The sequence below is a fragment of the Pseudomonas guariconensis genome (assembly GCF_040822035.1).
Lineage (GTDB): Bacteria > Pseudomonadota > Gammaproteobacteria > Pseudomonadales > Pseudomonadaceae > Aquipseudomonas > Aquipseudomonas guariconensis.
This window is the reverse complement of record NZ_CP162012.1, coordinates 2801029-2819002: the sequence shown is the minus strand read 5'-3', so window position 1 is coordinate 2819002 and position 17974 is coordinate 2801029. Positions and strand designations below refer to the sequence as shown.

General features: G+C 63.7%; 11 protein-coding genes. 7 read left to right on the top strand and 4 right to left on the bottom strand.

All coding sequences use genetic code 11. The annotated features are described in order from the left end of the window. The first annotated feature begins 9 nt into the window (after positions 1-9). The 4 genes from AB1N67_RS12895 to AB1N67_RS12880 all read left to right on the top strand — a co-directional run bounded on the left by AB1N67_RS12895 (position 10) and on the right by AB1N67_RS12880 (position 11439). The gene (locus AB1N67_RS12895) at positions 10-3117 is read left to right on the top strand and encodes an efflux RND transporter permease subunit (RefSeq protein WP_090346531.1); all 3108 of its coding nucleotides are present in this window, start codon (positions 10-12) and stop codon (positions 3115-3117) included. Then, positions 3114-4601 (top strand): efflux transporter outer membrane subunit, encoded by a 1488-nt coding sequence (locus AB1N67_RS12890; RefSeq protein ID WP_070571375.1) that lies wholly within the window; start codon positions 3114-3116, stop codon positions 4599-4601. Before AB1N67_RS12895 ends, AB1N67_RS12890 begins: the two co-directional genes overlap by 4 nt. A gap of 260 nt (positions 4602-4861) precedes the next feature. Next, on the top strand, positions 4862-9208 hold the full coding sequence (locus tag AB1N67_RS12885; RefSeq protein ID WP_367863027.1) for a SpvB/TcaC N-terminal domain-containing protein: 4347 nt from the start codon (positions 4862-4864) through the stop codon (positions 9206-9208). Positions 9209-9357: 149 nt separating this feature from the next. Then, the gene (locus AB1N67_RS12880; RefSeq protein ID WP_043212351.1) at positions 9358-11439 is read left to right on the top strand and encodes a bifunctional diguanylate cyclase/phosphodiesterase; all 2082 of its coding nucleotides are present in this window, start codon (positions 9358-9360) and stop codon (positions 11437-11439) included. On the opposite strand, the gene AB1N67_RS12875 is transcribed toward AB1N67_RS12880, so the two are convergent. Continuing rightward, complete coding sequence (locus tag AB1N67_RS12875; RefSeq protein ID WP_043212353.1) at positions 11440-11700, bottom strand: DUF1652 domain-containing protein; 261 nt, start codon at positions 11698-11700, stop codon at positions 11440-11442. It abuts the gene before it with no gap. Positions 11701-11964: 264 nt separating this feature from the next. Beyond that, positions 11965-12612: a DUF1345 domain-containing protein gene (locus AB1N67_RS12870; RefSeq protein WP_090346535.1), complete on the bottom strand. Its 648-nt coding sequence runs from the start codon at positions 12610-12612 to the stop codon at positions 11965-11967. Between the two features lie 253 nt (positions 12613-12865). Here AB1N67_RS12870 and AB1N67_RS12865 point away from each other — a divergent pair, with 253 nt between their 5' ends. After that, the gene (locus tag AB1N67_RS12865) at positions 12866-13780 is read left to right on the top strand and encodes a tyrosine recombinase XerC (RefSeq protein WP_043212356.1); all 915 of its coding nucleotides are present in this window, start codon (positions 12866-12868) and stop codon (positions 13778-13780) included. 30 nt (positions 13781-13810) lie between these two features. Here the strand turns inward: AB1N67_RS12865 and AB1N67_RS12860 are convergent, their stop codons facing one another. Next, complete coding sequence (locus tag AB1N67_RS12860) at positions 13811-15001, bottom strand: type II secretion system F family protein (RefSeq protein WP_289717369.1); 1191 nt, start codon at positions 14999-15001, stop codon at positions 13811-13813. A gap of 11 nt (positions 15002-15012) precedes the next feature. Then, positions 15013-15438, bottom strand: coding sequence for a type II secretion system major pseudopilin GspG (gspG, locus tag AB1N67_RS12855; protein ID WP_043212360.1), 426 nt, complete (start codon positions 15436-15438; stop codon positions 15013-15015). Positions 15439-15620: 182 nt separating this feature from the next. Here gspG and AB1N67_RS12850 point away from each other — a divergent pair, with 182 nt between their 5' ends. Further along, positions 15621-16217: a lytic transglycosylase domain-containing protein gene (locus AB1N67_RS12850; RefSeq protein WP_182943123.1), complete on the top strand. Its 597-nt coding sequence runs from the start codon at positions 15621-15623 to the stop codon at positions 16215-16217. Between the two features lie 100 nt (positions 16218-16317). Next, positions 16318-17772 carry an ATP-binding protein gene (locus AB1N67_RS12845; protein ID WP_367863026.1) on the top strand — a complete coding sequence of 485 codons (1455 nt, stop codon included), beginning with the start codon at positions 16318-16320 and terminating at the stop codon, positions 17770-17772. The last annotated feature ends 202 nt before the right edge of the window (positions 17773-17974 follow it).

Here is a 17974-nt window from a genome sequence, read left to right as displayed (position 1 = left end):
GAGCTTCCAATGAACCTGTCCGGCCCGTTCATTCGCCGGCCTGTGGCGACCATGCTACTGAGCCTGGCGATCATGCTCTTGGGGGGCGTGAGCTTCGGCTTGCTGCCGGTGTCTCCATTGCCGCAGATGGACTTTCCCGTGATCGTGGTGCAGGCCAACTTGCCGGGAGCCAGCCCTGAGGTGATGGCGGCCACCGTGGCCACGCCGCTGGAGCGCAAGCTTGGCAGCATCGCCGGGGTCACTACGCTGACCAGCAGCTCCAACCAGGGCTCGACCCGGGTGATCATCGGTTTTGACATGGGACGCGACATCGACGGTGCGGCGCGCGAGGTGCAGGCTGCGATCAACGCCACCCGCAACCTGCTGCCCAGCGGTATGCGCAGCATGCCCACCTACAAGAAGATCAACCCCTCCCAGGCACCGATCATGGTGCTGTCGCTGACCTCCGAGGTCCTGTCCAAAGGCCAACTCTACGACATGGCCGACACCATCCTGGCCCAGAGCCTGGCCCAGGTCAGCGGGGTAGGGGAAGTGCAGATCGGCGGCAGCTCGCTGCCGGCGGTGCGCATCTCGGTGGAACCCCAGTTGCTCAACCAGTACGGCTTGTCCCTCGATGAAGTGCGCACCGCGGTGGCCAATGCCAACCAGCGCCGGCCCATGGGCTTCGTCGAAGATGCCGAGCGCAACTGGCAGGTGCGTGCCAACGACCAGCTGGAAACAGCCAAGGACTACGAGCCGCTGGTGATCCGCCAGCAGGACGGCGCAATCCTGCGCTTGTCCGATGTGGCGAGCATCACCGACGGCGTCGAGAACCGCTACAACAGTGGCTTTTTCAATGATCAGGCCGCGGTGCTGCTGGTGGTCAACCGCCAGACCGGCGCCAACATCATCCAGACCGTCGACGAGATCAAGGCACAGTTGCCAGCCTTGCAGTCGCTGCTGCCGGCAAGCGTCAAGCTCAACGTGGCCATGGACCGCTCGCCGGTGATCAAGGCCACCTTGAAGGAAGCCGAGCACACCCTGCTGATCGCGGTGGTGCTGGTGATCCTGGTGGTGTATCTGTTCCTGGGCAATGTCCGTGCGTCGTTGATTCCCAGTCTGGCCGTGCCGGTCTCGCTGGTGGGCACCTTCGCGATCATGTACCTGTGCGGGTTCTCTTTGAACAACCTGTCGTTGATGGCGTTGATCCTTGCCACGGGGTTGGTGGTGGACGATGCCATCGTGGTGCTGGAGAACATCTCCCGCCATATCGAGGATGGCCAGCCGCCCATGCGCGCGGCCTACCTCGGCGCCAAGGAGGTGGGCTTCACCCTGCTGTCGATGAACGTCTCGCTGGTGGCGGTGTTCGTTTCCATCCTGTTCATGGGCGGCATCGTGCGGGGGCTGTTCCAGGAGTTTTCCATCACCCTGGCCGCGGCGATCCTGGTGTCGCTGCTAGTGTCGCTGACCCTCACCCCCATGCTTTGCTCGCGCTGGCTCAAACCCCACGCCCAGGAACAGAACCGCCTGCAGCGCTGGAGTGACCAATTGCACCAGCGCATGGTGGCGGCCTACGACCACAGCCTGGGTTGGGCGCTGCGTCACAAGCGGCTCACGCTGATCAGCCTGCTGGTGACCATCGGTGTCAACATCGCCCTGTACGTGGTGGTGCCCAAGACGCTCATGCCCCAGCAGGACACCGGGCAGTTGCAGGGCTTCATCCGTGGCGACGATGGCCTGTCGTTCAGCGTGATGCAGCCGAAGATGGAAATCTACCGCCGCGCCTTGCTGGCCGACCCGGCGGTAGAGAGCGTGGCAGGCTTCATTGGCGGCAACAGTGGGACCAACAATGCCTTCGTGCTGGTGCGCCTCAAGCCCATCGGCGAGCGCAAGCTGTCGGCCCAGCAGGTGATCGAACGCCTGCGCAAGGAAATGCCCAAGGTGCCCGGTGGCCGGTTGTTCCTGATGGCCGACCAGGATTTGCAGCTGGGCGGAGGCGGGCGTGACCAATCCACCTCGCAGTACCTCTATACCCTGCAAAGTGGCGACTTGAGCGCCTTGCGCGAGTGGTTTCCGAAGGTGGTCGCAGCCCTGCGCGCCTTGCCCGAGCTGACGGCCATCGATGCCCGTGACGGCGCCGGTACCCAGCAGGTGACGCTGGTGGTGGACCGCGACCAGGCCAAGCGCTTGGGGATCGACATGGAGATGGTCACCACGGTGCTGAACAACGCCTACAGCCAGCGGCAGATCTCGACCATCTACGACAGCCTCAACCAGTACCAAGTGGTGCTGGAGATCAACCCAAAGTACGCCTGGGACCCGAGCACCCTGGAACAGGTCCAGGTGATCACCGCCGACGGTGCGCGTGTGCCGTTGTCGAGTTTCGCCCGCTACGAGAACAGTCTGGCCAATGACCGTGTCAGCCACGAAGGGCAGTTCGCTTCCGAAGCCATCGCCTTCGACGTCGCCGAAGGCTACAGCCCCGACCAGGCCATGGCCGCGGTGGAGCGCACGGTGGCCAAGCTCGGCCTGCCGGAGGAAGTGATCGCCAAGCTTGGCGGTACCGCCGATGCCTTCGCCAAGACCACCCAGGGCCAGCCGCTGATGATCCTCGGCGCCCTGGTGCTGGTGTATCTGGTGCTGGGTATCCTCTATGAAAGCTACATCCATCCGCTGACCATTCTTTCCACCTTGCCTTCGGCCGGGGTGGGCGCCTTGCTGGCGCTGTACGCCACCGGGGGCGAGTTCAGCCTGATCTCGCTGTTGGGCTTGTTCCTGCTGATCGGGGTGGTGAAGAAGAACGCCATCCTGATGATCGACCTGGCCCTGCAACTGGAGCGCAACGATGGCCTGAGCCCGGAGGAGTCCATCCGCCGAGCGTGCCTGCTGCGCCTGCGCCCGATCCTGATGACCACGCTGGCCGCTATCCTCGGCGCGCTGCCGCTGCTGCTCAGCCGTGCCGAGGGCGCCGAAATGCGCCAGCCCCTGGGCCTGACGATCATCGGTGGCCTGGTGTTCAGCCAGGTTCTGACCCTCTACACCACGCCTGTGGTCTACCTGTACCTCGACCGCCTGCGCCATCGGTTCAACCGCTGGCGTGGCGTGCGCACCGACGCCGCACTGGATACCCCGCTATGAACTTTGCCCAGACCCCACTTCACCACGCCCTGAAGCTGCTCACCCGTGGGCGCGGCTCGCGCCTGGTCGGCGCCGGGCTTTGCGTGGCGCTGCTCAGCGCCTGTACCCTGAGCCCGGACTATCACCGCCCGGAAACCGCCACGTCAGCGCAGTTCAAGCAGGCCGAGGGCTGGACCCAGGCCAACCCCTCCGATGCGATTGCCCGCGGCGCCTGGTGGGAGATTTACGGCGATGCAGAGCTCAATGCCCTGGTCGAGGAACTCAACCGCAACAACCAGACCGTTGCCCAATACGAGGCCCAGTACCGTCAGGCCCAGGCCTTGGTGCGTAGCAGCCGGGGCGCGTTGTTCCCAAGCCTGGACCTTTCCGTGGGCAAGACCCGCTCGGCCCAGGGCACCGGTAGTAGCAGTTCGAGCCTGTCGAACAACAGCAGCGGCATCCGCAACACCTATAACGCCCAGCTTGGCGTGAGCTGGGAGATCGACCTTTGGGGCAAGTTGCGCGAGACGCTCAATGCCAATGAGGCCAGTGCCCAGGCCAGTCTCGCGGACCTGGCGGCGATCCGCCTTAGCCTGCAGTCGGAGCTGGTGCAGAACTACCTGCAGCTGCGTGTGATCGATGAGCAGAAGCGCTTGCTGGAGGCCACCGTGGCCGCCTATGCACGTTCGCTGCGAATGAACGAAAACCAGTACCGCGCTGGGGTTGCCGGGCCCGATGCCGTGGCGCAGGCGCGCACCCAGCTCAAGAGCACCGAGGCTGACCTGATCGATCTGGCCTGGCAGCGCGCGCAGTACGAAAATGCAATCGCTGTGCTGCTGGGCAAGGCGCCGGCGGACTTCGCCCTGGCCGATAGCAAACGCATCCCGGCCTTGCCGCAGATCCCTGTGTCGCTGCCTTCGCAACTGCTCGAGCGCCGCCCCGACATCGCCTCGGCCGAGCGTAACGTGATGGCCGCCAACGCCAACATCGGCGTGGCGCGCTCGGCGTACTTCCCGGATTTGAGCCTGAGCATGAGCGGTGGGTACTCCAGCAGCAGCTTCAGCAACTGGATCGAGCTGCCCAACCGCTACTGGTCGGTGGGGCCTTCGCTGGCCATGACCCTGTTCGACGCCGGTCGGCGCAGTGCCGAGGTGGATCGCACCGTGGCGGTATACGACCAGACCGTGGCCCAGTACCGGCAAACCGTGCTCGATGGCTTCAAAGAGGTCGAGAACTATCTGGTTCAGCTCAAGGTGTATGGGGACGAAGCCGTGGTACGCCAGGAAGCGCTGGATGCTGCCCGTGAATCGCTGCGCCTGACCGAAAACCAGTACCGTGCCGGACTGATCGGCTACCTGGATGTCGTCAACGTCCAAACCACCGCGCTCAGCAACGAACGCAGTGTGTTGACCTTGCTTCAGGGCAGGCTGGTCGCCAGCGTGCAGTTGATTGCCGCGTTGGGCGGTGGCTGGGATGCCCAGCAAGCGTTTGCCGAGGCGGATTAGGTTCGCTAGCGGTCGGTAAAGCTGCGCAGGCTGGCAGGTGCAGCGCAAGCATCTTTTCCTGCCGGGCGCCACCTAGTGTTTCGGGCAGTTCTGCCCCGTTGGGCCGATGGATAAGCTTTTTCGAAGCTTGAGCGATCTCGCCCTGCATGCGCGTCAGAGCGCCCGCCAACAGCGGGCGGGCATGCAGGCACGCTCCTTCCATGCCATCCAGTAGTCTGCGCCGTTCCCGCGACATGCGGGAGGGCGCGCAGGAGCCCAACATGCCTGATTCATCCTCTACGTCCGTGGACTCTCGCCGCGACCCCTTGTTTACCCCGCCGTCGCTACCCAAAGGCGGCGGTACCGTCTCCATCGGTGGCGGCATGCTGTCCGTCGGCAGCGCCGATGGTGCGGCCGGCTGGTCGTTGCCGTTGCCCCTGCCCACCGGGCGCGAGCTGTCGCCGTCGTTGACGCTGAGCTACAGCTCAGGTGGCGGTAACGATGCGTTCGGCGCCGGCTGGCATTGCCCGCTGCCTGCGGTATCGCGCATGAGCCGTTTCGGCATCCCACGGTATAACGACGACGATCGTTTGGCCGGCCCAGACGGCGAGGAAATCCTGCGCGACAAAGCAGGTGTGCGTATCGAGCGCAGCTTGCCGTTCTCCACAGTCATCGCTGAGTACACGGTCACGCCCTGGGTGTCGCGCAGCGGCGGCCGCGGGGAGCGTCTCGAACACTGGCGGCCCAACGCAAGCCCCGATTCACCAGGCTTCTGGCTCAACTACCATGCCGACGGCAGCATCACCTTGTTCGGCTGGTCGGCCAGCGCCCGATTGAGCGATCCGCAGGACCCTTCGCGGGTGGCTGGCTGGTACGCCGAAGAGACGGTCAGCGCCAAGGGCGAGCACTTGGTCTACACCTATCGCCGTGAGGATGACGCTGGCTGCGACGTCCAGGAACTGGCTGCCCACCGGCAGGTGACGAATCTGTATTTGGTCGGCGTGCATGCGCTGAACGCGACCCCGTCGGACGCTTTGCTGGTGCCTGAAGGCGCTTTCGACGCCGAGGACTTCATGAGCGTAATGCTGTTCGATTATGGCGAGCGCAATACGCCCCTGGATGTTTCCCCGCCGTTCGAGACGGACGCGCCTTGGCCGGTTCGCCAGGACCGCTACAGTTTCTGGCGCTGGGGCTTCAACACGCGCGTACGGCGTCTGTGCCGGGACGTCATGCTCTGGCACCGTACCCAGATGATGGCCGCAAAGGCCGATACGACCCCGGTGCTGGTCTCGCGCCTGCACCTTGTCCACGAACATTCAGCCGTGGCGACACTGCTGATGTCGGCCCAGCTGGTGGCCTATGAACCAGACGGTACGCCGGTGACCCTGCCACCGACGGAGTTCGAGCTGAGCCGGCCGGGGCGCAAGGCACCGGCCTGGGACGCGCTGCCTGAACTGGACGGCTTCAGCCCGCCTCGCTGGCAGATGGCCGATCTGCATGGCGAAGGCGTGCCAGGGCTGCTTTACCAGCACGAAGGTGCCTGGCACTACCGCGCACCGCAGCGCGATGCCACGCAAGGAGCGGATGCCGTGACGTGGGGCGGGCCACAGGTACTACCCCAGGTTCCAGCCATGGCGGCAGGCGTCTTGACCGACCTGAACGGTGATGGCCGGCCCGAGTGGCTGATCGCCCAGCCGGGCATGCATGGCAGCTTCACCCTTGGCCCGGACGGCCAGTGGAGCCGGTTCATTCCCCTCCAGGCCCTGCCCTCGGAATGGTTGAACCCCAGCGCCCAGCGGGTCGACCTGACGGGCGCAGGACTGCTGGATGTCGCCATGATCGGCCCGCGCAGTGTCCGGTTGTGGGCCAGTGCTGCCGGCGAAGGCTGGCAGCGGGCGAGTGATACGCCATACCTGGGGACGACGCCATTACCCTTGGAGGGCGGTGAGCATCGGCTGGTGGCATTCGCTGATCCGGCCGGCAGCGGCCAGCAGCATCTGATGGAAATTACTGGGCAGGGCGTCACCTATTGGCCGTCGCTCGGCCATGGCCGCTTCGGTGAGCCAATCGACATCGGCGGCTTCGCCGTGGAGAACTTCAGCGCCTCGCGGGTGTTTCTCGGGGATACGGATGGCAGCGGCACCACCGACATCCTGTACCGCGAGGCCGACCGTGTAAGGGTGTTCATCAGCCAGGCCGGCAACTGCTTCGTGGAGGCTGCGCCAGTGCCGGCGCCGAAGGGAGTGGTGCTGGATGACACCTGCCTGCTGCAGGTGACGGACCTGCGCGGACAGGGCACGGCAGAGCTGGTGCTGACCGTGCCGCACATGGCGCCACGGACCTGGGCATACCGTTTCAACGACCGGCGGCCGTGGTTGCTGGCCCAGGTCTGCACCAACACCGGAAGCCGTACCCAGTTCGACTACCGCAGCTCAGCCCAGGGCTGGCTGGATGAAAAAGCCGCCTTGACCGCACAAGGCAAGGCGGCGGTGAGCCTGCTGCCGTTTCCGGTACACATGCTCAGCCGAGTGACCACGGTCGATGACATCAGCGGGCTGCGTACCGTCAGCGGCATGACATACCTGCGCGGCATCTGGGACGGTATCGAACGAGAGTTTCGCGGGTTTACCCGCCTGATCCAGACCGACACGCTGGTCGAGGCCCAGGGCACTGCGCCAGAGCGTTCGCCACCTGCACAGATCCGCACCTGGTTCCTCAGTGGAATCGAAGCTTATGACACGACCTTGGAGGGCATATTTGCGGCGCCGGGCTCGGCGGAGTCTGACTTTGCCGTCAGCCCGCTGCGCATCACCCGGCTGGAAACCGACCAGCAGGAGGTGCCCTACGCGCCGGAGGGCGAGACACGGCGTTGGCTGTTGCGCGCGCTGAAGGGAATGCCGGTGCGTACGGAAACCTACGGTCTGGACGGCAGCGATCGGGCGGGCGTGCCCTACAGCATCACCCGCCAGCGTTTTCAGATACGGGCCTATGAGACCGGCATTCCGACGAAGCCTGCGGCGCTGGTAACCGCGGTGGAGCATTTGACGTTGGCTACGGAGCGTATCGCTGAGGACCCGGTGGTTTCGCAGGTGGTCATCCTGGAGCAAGACCTTTATGGCAGCGTCCTGCAAAGCGTGGACATCCGCTATCCGCGCAGGGATGCCGTCACGCCATCGCCTTACCCGGACACGTTGCCTGAAGGGCTTGAGGCCGCTTCTCGCGACGCGCAACAGAACGTGGTGTGGCTGACGTTATCGCGTCAGCGAGTGCGCAACCTGCATGACGGGCATGTTCATCTGACCGGTCTGAGCGAAGGGGAGCGTACTGACGTGCTGCAACTGGAGTCGGCACAGGTACCCGAGGGGGGCTTCACCGTGGAAAGCCTGCAGGCAGAGCAGGGGCCTCTTGCGCGACTGGACGATGCCGCGTTGAGTCAATACAGGCGTGTGCAGTGGTGCGACACCTCGGGCGAACTGACTGAAGTGCCGGTGCGTCAGGCGCTGGTGGCTCACACCGAGACGGCCATGCTGGAGCAGGCGTCACTGGTCGCTTTCGAAGACCACATCCCCCAAGCGGAGCTGGAGCGTCTGTTGAATCAGGGCGGCTACCGTATCGGTGAGCTACCGGAGGACGGCAAGTGCGTCTATCTGGGACGCCATGGCCTGGCGCGCTACTGCGGCGCCGAAGGTTTCTACCGGCTGGTCGGTGCGCGGGACAGCGAACTGACGGGAGAGGTGGTTGTGCAATGGACGGCTCATGGACTGGCCGTGCAGCAGGTGACCGACGCAGCAGGTTTGTGCACGCGCTTTAGCCATGACTGGCGTTTCATGACGGTAATGTCGTTCATCGATCCGAACGACAATGTGCGGTCGGTGATGTTCGATGCACTGGGACGGGTGGTCCAGAGCCGATTCCACGGCACGGAAAATGGCGAAAAGGCGGGTTACCACCCCACGCGGGCATTCGAAGTGCCGACATCGATGGAGGCCATGCTGTCGCTCGAAGGCGGCGACGTGCCGGTCCACACGGCGCACCTGCTGGTGACCGACAGCTGGATGCTCCCGGCCCGTGACGAGCAAGGCAGGTTTCAACCTGGGCGCGTCGGCGAACTTGCGCTCAGGCGTTTTGCCCAGACGCATGGGCTCGAGATTGACCTGGACCAAGGGCGCGAGCCGCCGCACATCATCAGCCTGTTGACCGATCGCTACGACGGTGACCCGCAGCAGCAGGTGCGCTTGAACGTGACCTACAGCGACGGGGGCGGGCGTGCATTGCAGACCTCGGTCTTGCATGAGCCGGGAGAGGCACTGGTCCGCACCTCCAAGGGCGAGCTGGAGATGGATGAGCATGGCAAGGCTGTCACGGCCCATGCCGCCATACGTTGGGCCGTGAGCGGAAAGACTGAGTACGACAACAAGGGACAACCGGTGCGAACCTGGCTGCCGTTCTACCTGAACGATTGGCGCCCGGTGAGCGATCAGCGCACGGGCGAGGGACTCTATGCCGATACTCATCTGTACGATGCCACTGGGCGTGTGTGCCGCGTGATCACTGCCGCGGGCTACGAGCGACGCACGCAGTACTACCCCTGGTTCACGGTCTCGGAGGACGAAAACGATACGGCATGACCGAACCCGCCGCGCAGGCCCCGGGCGGGGTCTGCGCGGTGGCTTGGCAGGCCCGTTGTCACCCCTAAAAAGCCCGTGCGTTTCCCTAACGCTTGAGTACAATAATCAACTTTTCGGGCCCCTTGCTCAGCCCCTTTGCTGGAATCTAAATGCTGATCGGTAGCTACTCCTCCGCGCTGGTGTTGATCTCGCTGTGCGTTGCCATCCTTGCCTCCTATACCGCCCTGGACCTCACTGGCCGGATCGCCACGGCGCAGGGACGTGCGGCTCACCTGTGGATGGGGGGCGGGGCCTTTGCCCTGGGTATCGGTATCTGGTCGATGCATTTCATCGGCATGCTTGCCTTCAGCCTGCCGATCGAGCTGGGGTATGACTGGACGCTCACCGGGCTATCGCTGCTGATCGCGGTCCTGTCGTCGGGCTTCGCCCTGTGGCTGGTCAGCCAGCCGAGCCTGCCGATGCTGCAGTTGGGGCTGGGGGCACTGATCATGGGCGGTGGCATCGCCAGTATGCATTACACCGGCATGGCTGCACTGCAGATGGTGCCGGGCATCGATTATGACCCGACCCTCTTCGGCGCCTCGTTGGCCATCGCCGTAGGGGCATCGGCGGCGGCCCTGTGGATCGCGTTCCGTCTGCGTCGTCATACCCCCTATGTGCGGCACATCCGCGGGGCGGCGGCGGTGGTGATGGGGATGGCCATCGTCGGCATGCACTACACCGGCATGGCGGCGGCCAATTTCCCAGAAGGTAGCTTCTGCGGTGCCCTGGCCAACGGCCTGCGTGGCGACGGCCTGGATTCGGTCGTGTTGATCACCACCTTGGCGGTGCTCGCCGTGGCGTTGGTCACGTCGGTGCTCGATGCGCGCCTGGAGGCGCGCACCTCGGACCTCGCACGCTCCCTGACCCTGGCCAACCAGGAACTGACCCAGTTGGCCCTGCATGACACCCTTACAGGCCTGCCCAATCGCACCCTATTGGCCGAGCGCATCGACCAGGCCATCAGCAAGGTGGCAGAGCAGGGCGGCTGCTTTGCCCTGATGTTCATTGACCTGGATGGTTTCAAGCCGGTCAACGATGCCTTCGGTCATCATGTGGGCGACCTGCTGCTCAAAGCGGTGGCGGCCCGTTTGCGCGGGCACCTGCACAGCCAGGACACCCTGGCACGCATCGGTGGTGACGAGTTCGTGCTGCTGGTGGAGTTGCAGGAGCCAGCCGATGCCATGGAAGTAGCTGTGAAGCAGGTCAACCTGGTGGCCCGGCCCTACCGGGTGGCCGATCACGACCTGCAGCTCTCGGCGAGCGTGGGGATCGTGCTTTATCCGGGCAATGGGCTGGATCAGCACGAACTGCTGCGTAACGCCGATGCAGCCATGTATCACGCGAAAAGTGCCGGCAAAAACGGCTACAGCTTCTTCGACGTGTCGATGAACAGCAACGCGCGCCAGCAACTGCAACTGCTCCAGGACCTGCGTGCGGCGCTTGAGCATGGCCAATTCCGCCTGCATTACCAGCCAAAGTTCGATGCGCTCGCCCGTCAGCCGATCGGTGCCGAGGCATTGCTGCGCTGGGAGCATCCGCAGCACGGGCTGCTGTTGCCGGACCGGTTCATCGGCCTTGCCGAGAAGACCGGCCTGATCATTCCAATCGGTGAATGGGTGCTCGGCGAAGCCTGCCGGCAGATGCGCGAGTGGCTCGAGCAGGGGCATGACGACTGGCGTATCGCGGTGAATCTGTCGGCCATCCAGTTCTGTCATGCCGGTCTGGTGGATAGCGTGGCCCGGGCCTTGGCGAGCAACCGGCTGCCGGCCAACCGCCTGACGCTCGAGATCACCGAGACCACGGCCATGCGCGACGCCGACGCGAGCTTGACCGTGCTGCAGAAGCTTTCCGATATGGGGGTGGACCTGTCCATCGATGATTTCGGCACCGGCTATTCAAGCCTGATGTACTTGAAGCGGCTGCCGGCCAATGAGCTGAAGATCGACCGAGGTTTTGTTCGCGATCTGGAGCAGGACAGCGACGATGCGGCAATCGTCTCGGCCATCGTCGCCCTGGGCCAGGCCCTTGGGCTGCGCATCGTGGCAGAAGGGGTGGAGACCAGCCGCCAGCAGGAGTTTTTGACCCGCCTGGGGTGTGATTCGCTGCAAGGCTACCTGCTCGGCCAGCCCATGCCCGCCGAGCAGTTCATGAAGGCTCTCAAAACGGTGAGGCAGACCGAGACGCTCTGACTACACCGCGTCGCGCAGAGCGCATGAGGGTTCGAATGCGTCCATCTCGGCCTCCACCGCCTCGATGATCCGCTCTACATCCGCGGCCGCCATGATGGCCGCGCAGGGGATGCCGGCAATAGCCAGCAATGTTTCGCCGGTGGCGCGGTCGAACAGCCGGGCGACCATGCTGCGCGGTGCATCCATGCTGGCTTCGAAGCCCAATGGATGGAAATGCCAGCGCATCACCTGGCAGGCGTTGGGGAACGTCATCTTGTTCATGCCAGCCTCCTTGTCCTGATCCTTGACGCGGTGATCGGCCGCTCATTCGGCCGGTAGGAACCTAACCATAGCACCTGTGACGACAGTGTCTCGCGCCTAGCATGACAAATATGCGGTTGCTTGATTTGAATCAGTGCCACGGTCCGGGCAGCAAATCACGGCAAAAGGCCAGGGCAAACGTTTTTCCGGGACAAAAGCGGCTGGTCAGGATGGTTCCGCGCGGCTGTCGGAGCATGGTGCTTTTCTGACCAGTGGTGCGGTGCATCAACCCAACAGGCCGGCGGCAATGTTGATGGTGAAGCCTAGGATTGCCGTGTTGTAGACGAAGCACACCAGCGAATGGGCCAGCACCACTCGACGCATGCCGCGTCCGGCCACACCGATGTCGGAGGTCTGCACGGCCACGCTCAGGGTGAAAGAGAAATAGAGAAAGTCCCAGTAGTCCGGTGCTCGTTCACCGTCGGGAAAGCGCAGCGGCAGCGCGTGGGGATCACTGGTATAGAACAGGCGGGCGTAATGCAGGCTGAAGATGCAACCGATCAGCAGCCAGGAGCCGGCCACCGTCAGACCCGTGTACAAATAATGAAGGGCCTGGTCGTTCCCCTGCAGGCCACGGCTGGCGGCCAGTTGCAACGTAACTGCCGCGAGGCTGGCGATGGCCGCGAAGCAGACGGTGAACAGCACCAGGCCTGCGTTCTCATCTTCCACGCAGGCAACCTTGCGCACGGTGTCGGCATTGGCGCGCCAGGTCAGCCAGAACACCAGCACCAGATACAGCCAGACGCCCAGGTTCCATCCGGCGAGGATGCGCTGCACGGTATCGTCGGTAGGAATCAGCCAGGCGCCGACCAGGCCCGCCAGGATGGCGATGCTCAGGCGAGGGTGGGTGCGGGTGAGGCGGTGGAAAGCCATGCGGTCTCGTCAGTGACAGGAGCATGGCTAACACTCTAGTTCAGCCTGGCCCGCCATCCAGCCCAGACTCCGACACCGCGCGCCGCCCTGGGTTCGAACAGGGAGGGTAATGGGGTACTATCACCCGCCGTGCCAGCGGCAAATGCCTTGTATATCAGGATGATGGCACTACCCGGAGGCGTAATGGCCGCCGTGTTTTGTAGTCGATATGGCTTGCCACCCAATCTGAAAGACCCGCTTCAGGATCCATGTTTTGTCCGATTTCTTGCATAACCCACTGTTGCAGTACCTGGCTCGTCTGGCGCCTTCCAGCCAGCTGACCATGCGTTACATCCTCCAGGACGCCGCCGACCGCCTGGGGTTTGTCGACTGCGATATCGTCGACGTGCCCTGGCACGAGCTCGAGCCAGGCCATGTGGTTGCCCTGGTGGCAGCGCTGCGTACCGACGGCTATGCCCCGAACACATCGTCGCTGTATGTCAATGCGGTACGCGGGGTGATGAACGAAGCGTGGCGCCAGGGTCTGATCGACCATGAAAAGCTGTTGCACATTCGCGAGGTCAAGCCGGCAGGCGGCAGCAGGCTGCCGGCGGGGCGCAATTTAAGGCGCAGTCTGATTCGCGAGTTGATGGACGTCTGCGCCGCCGATCCGCGCCCTCAGGGCGTACGCGATGCGGCGATCATCGCGCTGCTGTATGGCACCGGCATGCGCAAATCCGAGTCGGTAGACATCGATCTGGACCAAGTGGACTTCGAGGCCCGTAGCTTGCGGGTCATGGGCAAGGGCAATCGCCAGTTGATCAAGTACGCCCCCGTCTGGGCGTTCGAGAAACTGCAGGCCTGGCTGGATCTTCGACGCCAGCATTTGCCGGAAGGAGAGGCCGATGATGAATTCCTGTTCAACCGCATCCGCCGTGGCAACCACATCACACGGGCGCGCATCACCAAGCACGCCATCTACTACATCGCCCGCCAGCGTGGGGCTCAGGTGGGGGTCAAGATCATGCCCCATGATTTTCGCCGGGCATTCATCACCCGGGTGATCGAAGAGCATGACCTGTCCATCGCCCAGAAGCTCGCGCACCATGCCAACATCCAGACCACCGCCAACTACGACCGGCGCGACGACAACGAGCGGCGACGGGCGGTGGATCGGTTCGACTACTGATCAGGTGCGTGCAGCGCACCCATCCCAATGCTAGTGAATACTCGAGGCCAGCTCGAAGATCGGCATGTACATGAGGATCACGATCAGTCCAATCAGCAGGCCGATGAAGGTCATCAGCAGCGGCTCGAACAAGCGTACGAACCATTCCACCCAACGGCCGATCTCCTGATCGTGAAAGTCAGCGCAGCGCTCGAGCATTTCCCCCAGGTTTCCCGACTGCTCACCGGCCCGCAACAAGCGCAGAGACACCGGTGTGACCAGCTGGCCCAACTCCAGCGCATCGGACAGCGGCAAACCTTCCCCCACTCGTCGGCTGGCCTGTTCAAGCCCTTGCGCCGAGGTGCTGCCCAGCAGGCCGCGGGCCATGCACATCGCGGTGAGGATGGGGATACCGCCTTGCAAGAGGATGCCAAGCGAGCGGTAAAAGCGCGCCAACTCATACATCACCAGACGTTGATGCAGCGCGGGCCAACGGCGTAGCTGGCGACTGGCCCAGCGGCGCAGGGCGGGGTTGCGGCGCATCAAGGCCAAGAGGCAAAGGCCCCCCAGTGCCGCCAATGCCAGGGGTAGCTGCTGCGCGTGGAGGAACAGGCCAATCTTCATCAGAACCTGCGAAAGCCACGGCAGCTCGTTGCCCATGCCTTCGAACACCAGGCTGAAGCGCGGCACAACGTAGCCCAACAAGAACAGCACCACGCCACCCCCCACCAGCAACAGCAGCAGAGGGTAGACCGAGGCACCGACCAGTTTCTGCCGGACCACGTCCAGGCGTTGTCGGTAGCTGATATAGCGGCCCAAGGCATCTCCCAAGGCACCGGTGCGTTCGCTCGATTGCACCAAGGCCACATACAGCGCCGGGAACACCCGTGGCTGTTCGCCCAAGGCCTGGGACAGCGAGCGGCCCTCGTAGAGTTGGCGTACTAGCGCCTCCAGCACCTTGCGTGAGGAGGCGTTGGGCGCTTTTTCGGCCAGGCTCTCGAGAGCATCGATCAGGGGTAGGCCCGCACTGAGCAACGTGCCCAATTCCTGACTGAACAACACCAGGTCGAACACTGGCGCGCGGCGCAAAGCCAGGACGCGCAGGGCGACGCCCTGGCTGCGAATGCTCACGACCCGTAACCCCTGGTTCTCGGCCTGTCGTCGCGCGTGCTCGGTATCCTCGGCCTCGACCTGCAACTGGACGATGCCTTGGCGACCCAGGGCCTTGAGGCTGTAACGCATGGCCGTTCTCCTCATTGCCAGCTGGTGATTTCGGCATTTTCCCCGTCTCCGCCGGGCTGGCCGTCCTTGCCCATCGAGAGCAGGTCGTACTCGCCACCATTCTCACCGGGTTGGCGGTAGATATAGGCGCGGCCCCAAGGGTCCTGCGGAACGGCCTTTTGCAAATAAGGGCCGGACCATCGCTGCTCACCGCTGGGGGCCGCCACCAACGCCTGAAGGCCCTGCTCGCTGCTGGGGTAATGCCCGACCTCCAGGCGATACAGGTCAAGGGCCTTGCCCAGGCCCTCTATCTGCGCTCGCGCCACTTTTGCTTCCGAACGGCCGAGCTGGCTGAAGTACTTGGGCGCGACGATGCCGGCCAACAGGCCAAGCACCACCAGGACCACCAAAAGTTCGAGCAGGGTGAAGCCACGCTGGGTGATGGATCTACGTTGCATGGTGAAATCCTCCAGTGCGTTCGGGCAGGTTTGCCTTGCCATGCAACAGCCGTGCACGTCTGGCTCGGGGCCTTGCGCCATGGGGCGCAGCAAGCGGCACAGTGCTTGCGTCGTAGCTGAAAACCTCGGGTTTTCCGGGGCATTTCCCCCACATCGGGGGCCACGACGGGGAGGCAGCCGACATGCGTGGAATCATCCTGGGATTGATCTGGCTCGCGGCGGGCGCCGCAGAGGCCGACATGTACATCTCCATCGATGCCAAGGGCGGCTATGTGCTGTCCAACGTGCACCGGCCCGGCCGGCATTACGAACGGGTCATCCGTGAGCCGGTGGCCCATGCCGGGCCGGCCGATGCTCAATTGATCACCGGCCGGCCCTACGCCGAGCTAGTGGCCAAGGCCGCCCAAGCCCACGGCGTTCCCCAGGCGCTGCTGCACGCGCTGATCAAGGCCGAGTCCGGTTACAACCCCAAGGCGCGCTCGCCCCGGGGGGCAGCCGGACTGATGCAACTGATGCCTGACACGGCGAAGGAGATGGGGGTCAAGGACGTGCTGGACCCTGCATCCAACCTGCAAGGCGGGGCGCGCTATCTCAAGCGCATGCTGACGCTGTTCGACAACGACATCACCTTGGCGGTGGCGGCCTACAACGCCGGGCCCGATGCGGTGATCAGTCGCGGAGGTGTGGTCCCGCCCTTCGCCGAGACGCGCCGCTACGTACCCAATGTGCTGCGTGATTACCGCAAGTTGCAGGGGCTGGCCGAAGATGCGCCGTTGTAGTCGCCGCCAAAGTGTCGCAGGTCAATGTCGCGCAGGGTGTGCCTACTTCCCCAACTCTGGGCTATAACCTTTTGAAGGTGCCCAGCCGTTGGAGTCGACCATGGACCTCGCCCCGCGTTCCGCCAGACTCGATGTGCCCGTTGGCGGCGACAGCAACGTGGCCCGCAAGCCATTCGACCTGCTGCGTTGGTACGCCTGGGTGAGCCTGGCGATCATCGTCTCGATTGCCGTCGGGCTGGGGCTGATCTCCAGCCGCTTCATCATCAACGAGAGTGTCGAGCGAGACGCCTTGCTCTCGGCGCAGTTCATCCAGGCCATTGCCGACGCCGAAGTGCGTCATGTGTCGATCCCCAATGTGCGCACCATGGGCGAGTTGCTCGATCCGCGCACCGACCAGGCCATGCCCGACGTCGACCCCGACGCCCGGCGCCGGGCTCGGGGCGAGTTCCTCGACCATATCGCCCACCTGCCCGACATGCTGCTGGCCAATATCTATGCGCCGGACCGGACGGTGATCTGGTCAAGCAACCCGGCACTGACCGGGAAGTCGATCGAGTCCGACGAGGATCTGGAGCAGGCCTTCGAATACAAGATGCAGGTGTCGGCCAGTTATCACGACTTCGAGGACGCGCGCAGCGAACAGAAGTTCGTGACCCCGCCCCAGCAATTGTTCATCGAGAATTACATTCCTCTGTTCGACGCCGATGGCGAACGGGTCACCGCCATGGTGGAGATCTACAAGGAGCCCCATCACCTGATCGTACGCATCGAGCATGGCCTGTTGTTGATCTGGCTGGCCATCGCGATCGGCGCGAGCCTGGTGTATTTCGGCCTTTACGGCATCATGCGCCGCGCGGCACGGGTGATGGCAGTGCAACAGAAGCGGCTGATCAGCAACGAGACCTACGTGGCGCTGGGCGAGATGTCTTCGGCGGTCGCCCACAGCTTGCGCAACCCATTGGCTAGCATCCGTTCCAGTGCCGAGCTGGCTCAGGCATTCGACGAAGGGCCGGCGCAGAAAAACATCAGCGACATCATCAGCCAGGTGGACCGCATGTCTCAATGGGTACGCCAGCTCTTGCAGTCGCTGCGCCCGCTCAATGACGACGCGGTGCCGGTTGACCTCTCCCAAGTGCTGCAAGAGAGCCTGCAGGCGTTTGCCGTGCCGCTGGCGCGCAGCGGCGTGAACCTGGACGTAAAGCCGCTGCCCTCAGTGCAGGTGGTGGGCCATCCGGTGTTGCTGGGGCAGATCTTCAACAGCTTGATCGCCAATGCGCTGGAATCCATGGAGAAGGGTGGCCAGTTGCGGGTGGAAGTGGTGCGCCGGGATCGACGCAGCCTGACCTTGCGCCTGTCGGACACCGGGCGGGGTATGAGCGACCAGCAGCAACGCATGGCTTTTCGGCCGTTCTTCACCACCAAACAGGGCGGTTTGGGGGTTGGCCTGGTGCTGGTCAAGCGGATCATGGAACGCTTCGCAGGCTCGGTTCGGTTGAGCAGCCGCGAAGGGCAAGGTACCAGCGTTTCGCTGAATTTTCGCTTGGTCAAATCATGATGTTCTACGTTGCAATTGCCTCGTATCTACCTGATTTAATAAGAAAATTGACTTAGTTGGGTGATGTTACCCAATAGTGGGGGATTCATCTCGAATCGATCTCTAATTTGCGTCGTAACTACCTGATAATAATGGTTATTTTCTATTGGTGCGTAGGTGGCTGAGAACTTGCAGCAAGATGATAGCGACCAATGGCAGCGGC

Bases quoted from the DNA above. Each gene is read 5' to 3' on its own strand.
- AB1N67_RS12845 (WP_367863026.1), top strand. From the start codon at position 16,318: ATGGACCTCGCCCCGCGTTCCGCCAGACTCGATGTGCCCGTTGGCGGC.
- gspG (WP_043212360.1), bottom strand. From the start codon at position 15,438: ATGCAACGTAGATCCATCACCCAGCGTGGCTTCACCCTGCTCGAACTT.
- AB1N67_RS12850 (WP_182943123.1), top strand. From the start codon at position 15,621: ATGCGTGGAATCATCCTGGGATTGATCTGGCTCGCGGCGGGCGCCGCA.
- AB1N67_RS12860 (WP_289717369.1), bottom strand. From the start codon at position 15,001: ATGCGTTACAGCCTCAAGGCCCTGGGTCGCCAAGGCATCGTCCAGTTG.
- AB1N67_RS12885 (WP_367863027.1), top strand. From the start codon at position 4,862: ATGCCTGATTCATCCTCTACGTCCGTGGACTCTCGCCGCGACCCCTTG.
- AB1N67_RS12880 (WP_043212351.1), top strand. From the start codon at position 9,358: ATGCTGATCGGTAGCTACTCCTCCGCGCTGGTGTTGATCTCGCTGTGC.
- AB1N67_RS12875 (WP_043212353.1), bottom strand. From the start codon at position 11,700: ATGAACAAGATGACGTTCCCCAACGCCTGCCAGGTGATGCGCTGGCAT.
- AB1N67_RS12895 (WP_090346531.1), top strand. From the start codon at position 10: ATGAACCTGTCCGGCCCGTTCATTCGCCGGCCTGTGGCGACCATGCTA.
- AB1N67_RS12890 (WP_070571375.1), top strand. From the start codon at position 3,114: ATGAACTTTGCCCAGACCCCACTTCACCACGCCCTGAAGCTGCTCACC.
- AB1N67_RS12870 (WP_090346535.1), bottom strand. From the start codon at position 12,612: ATGGCTTTCCACCGCCTCACCCGCACCCACCCTCGCCTGAGCATCGCC.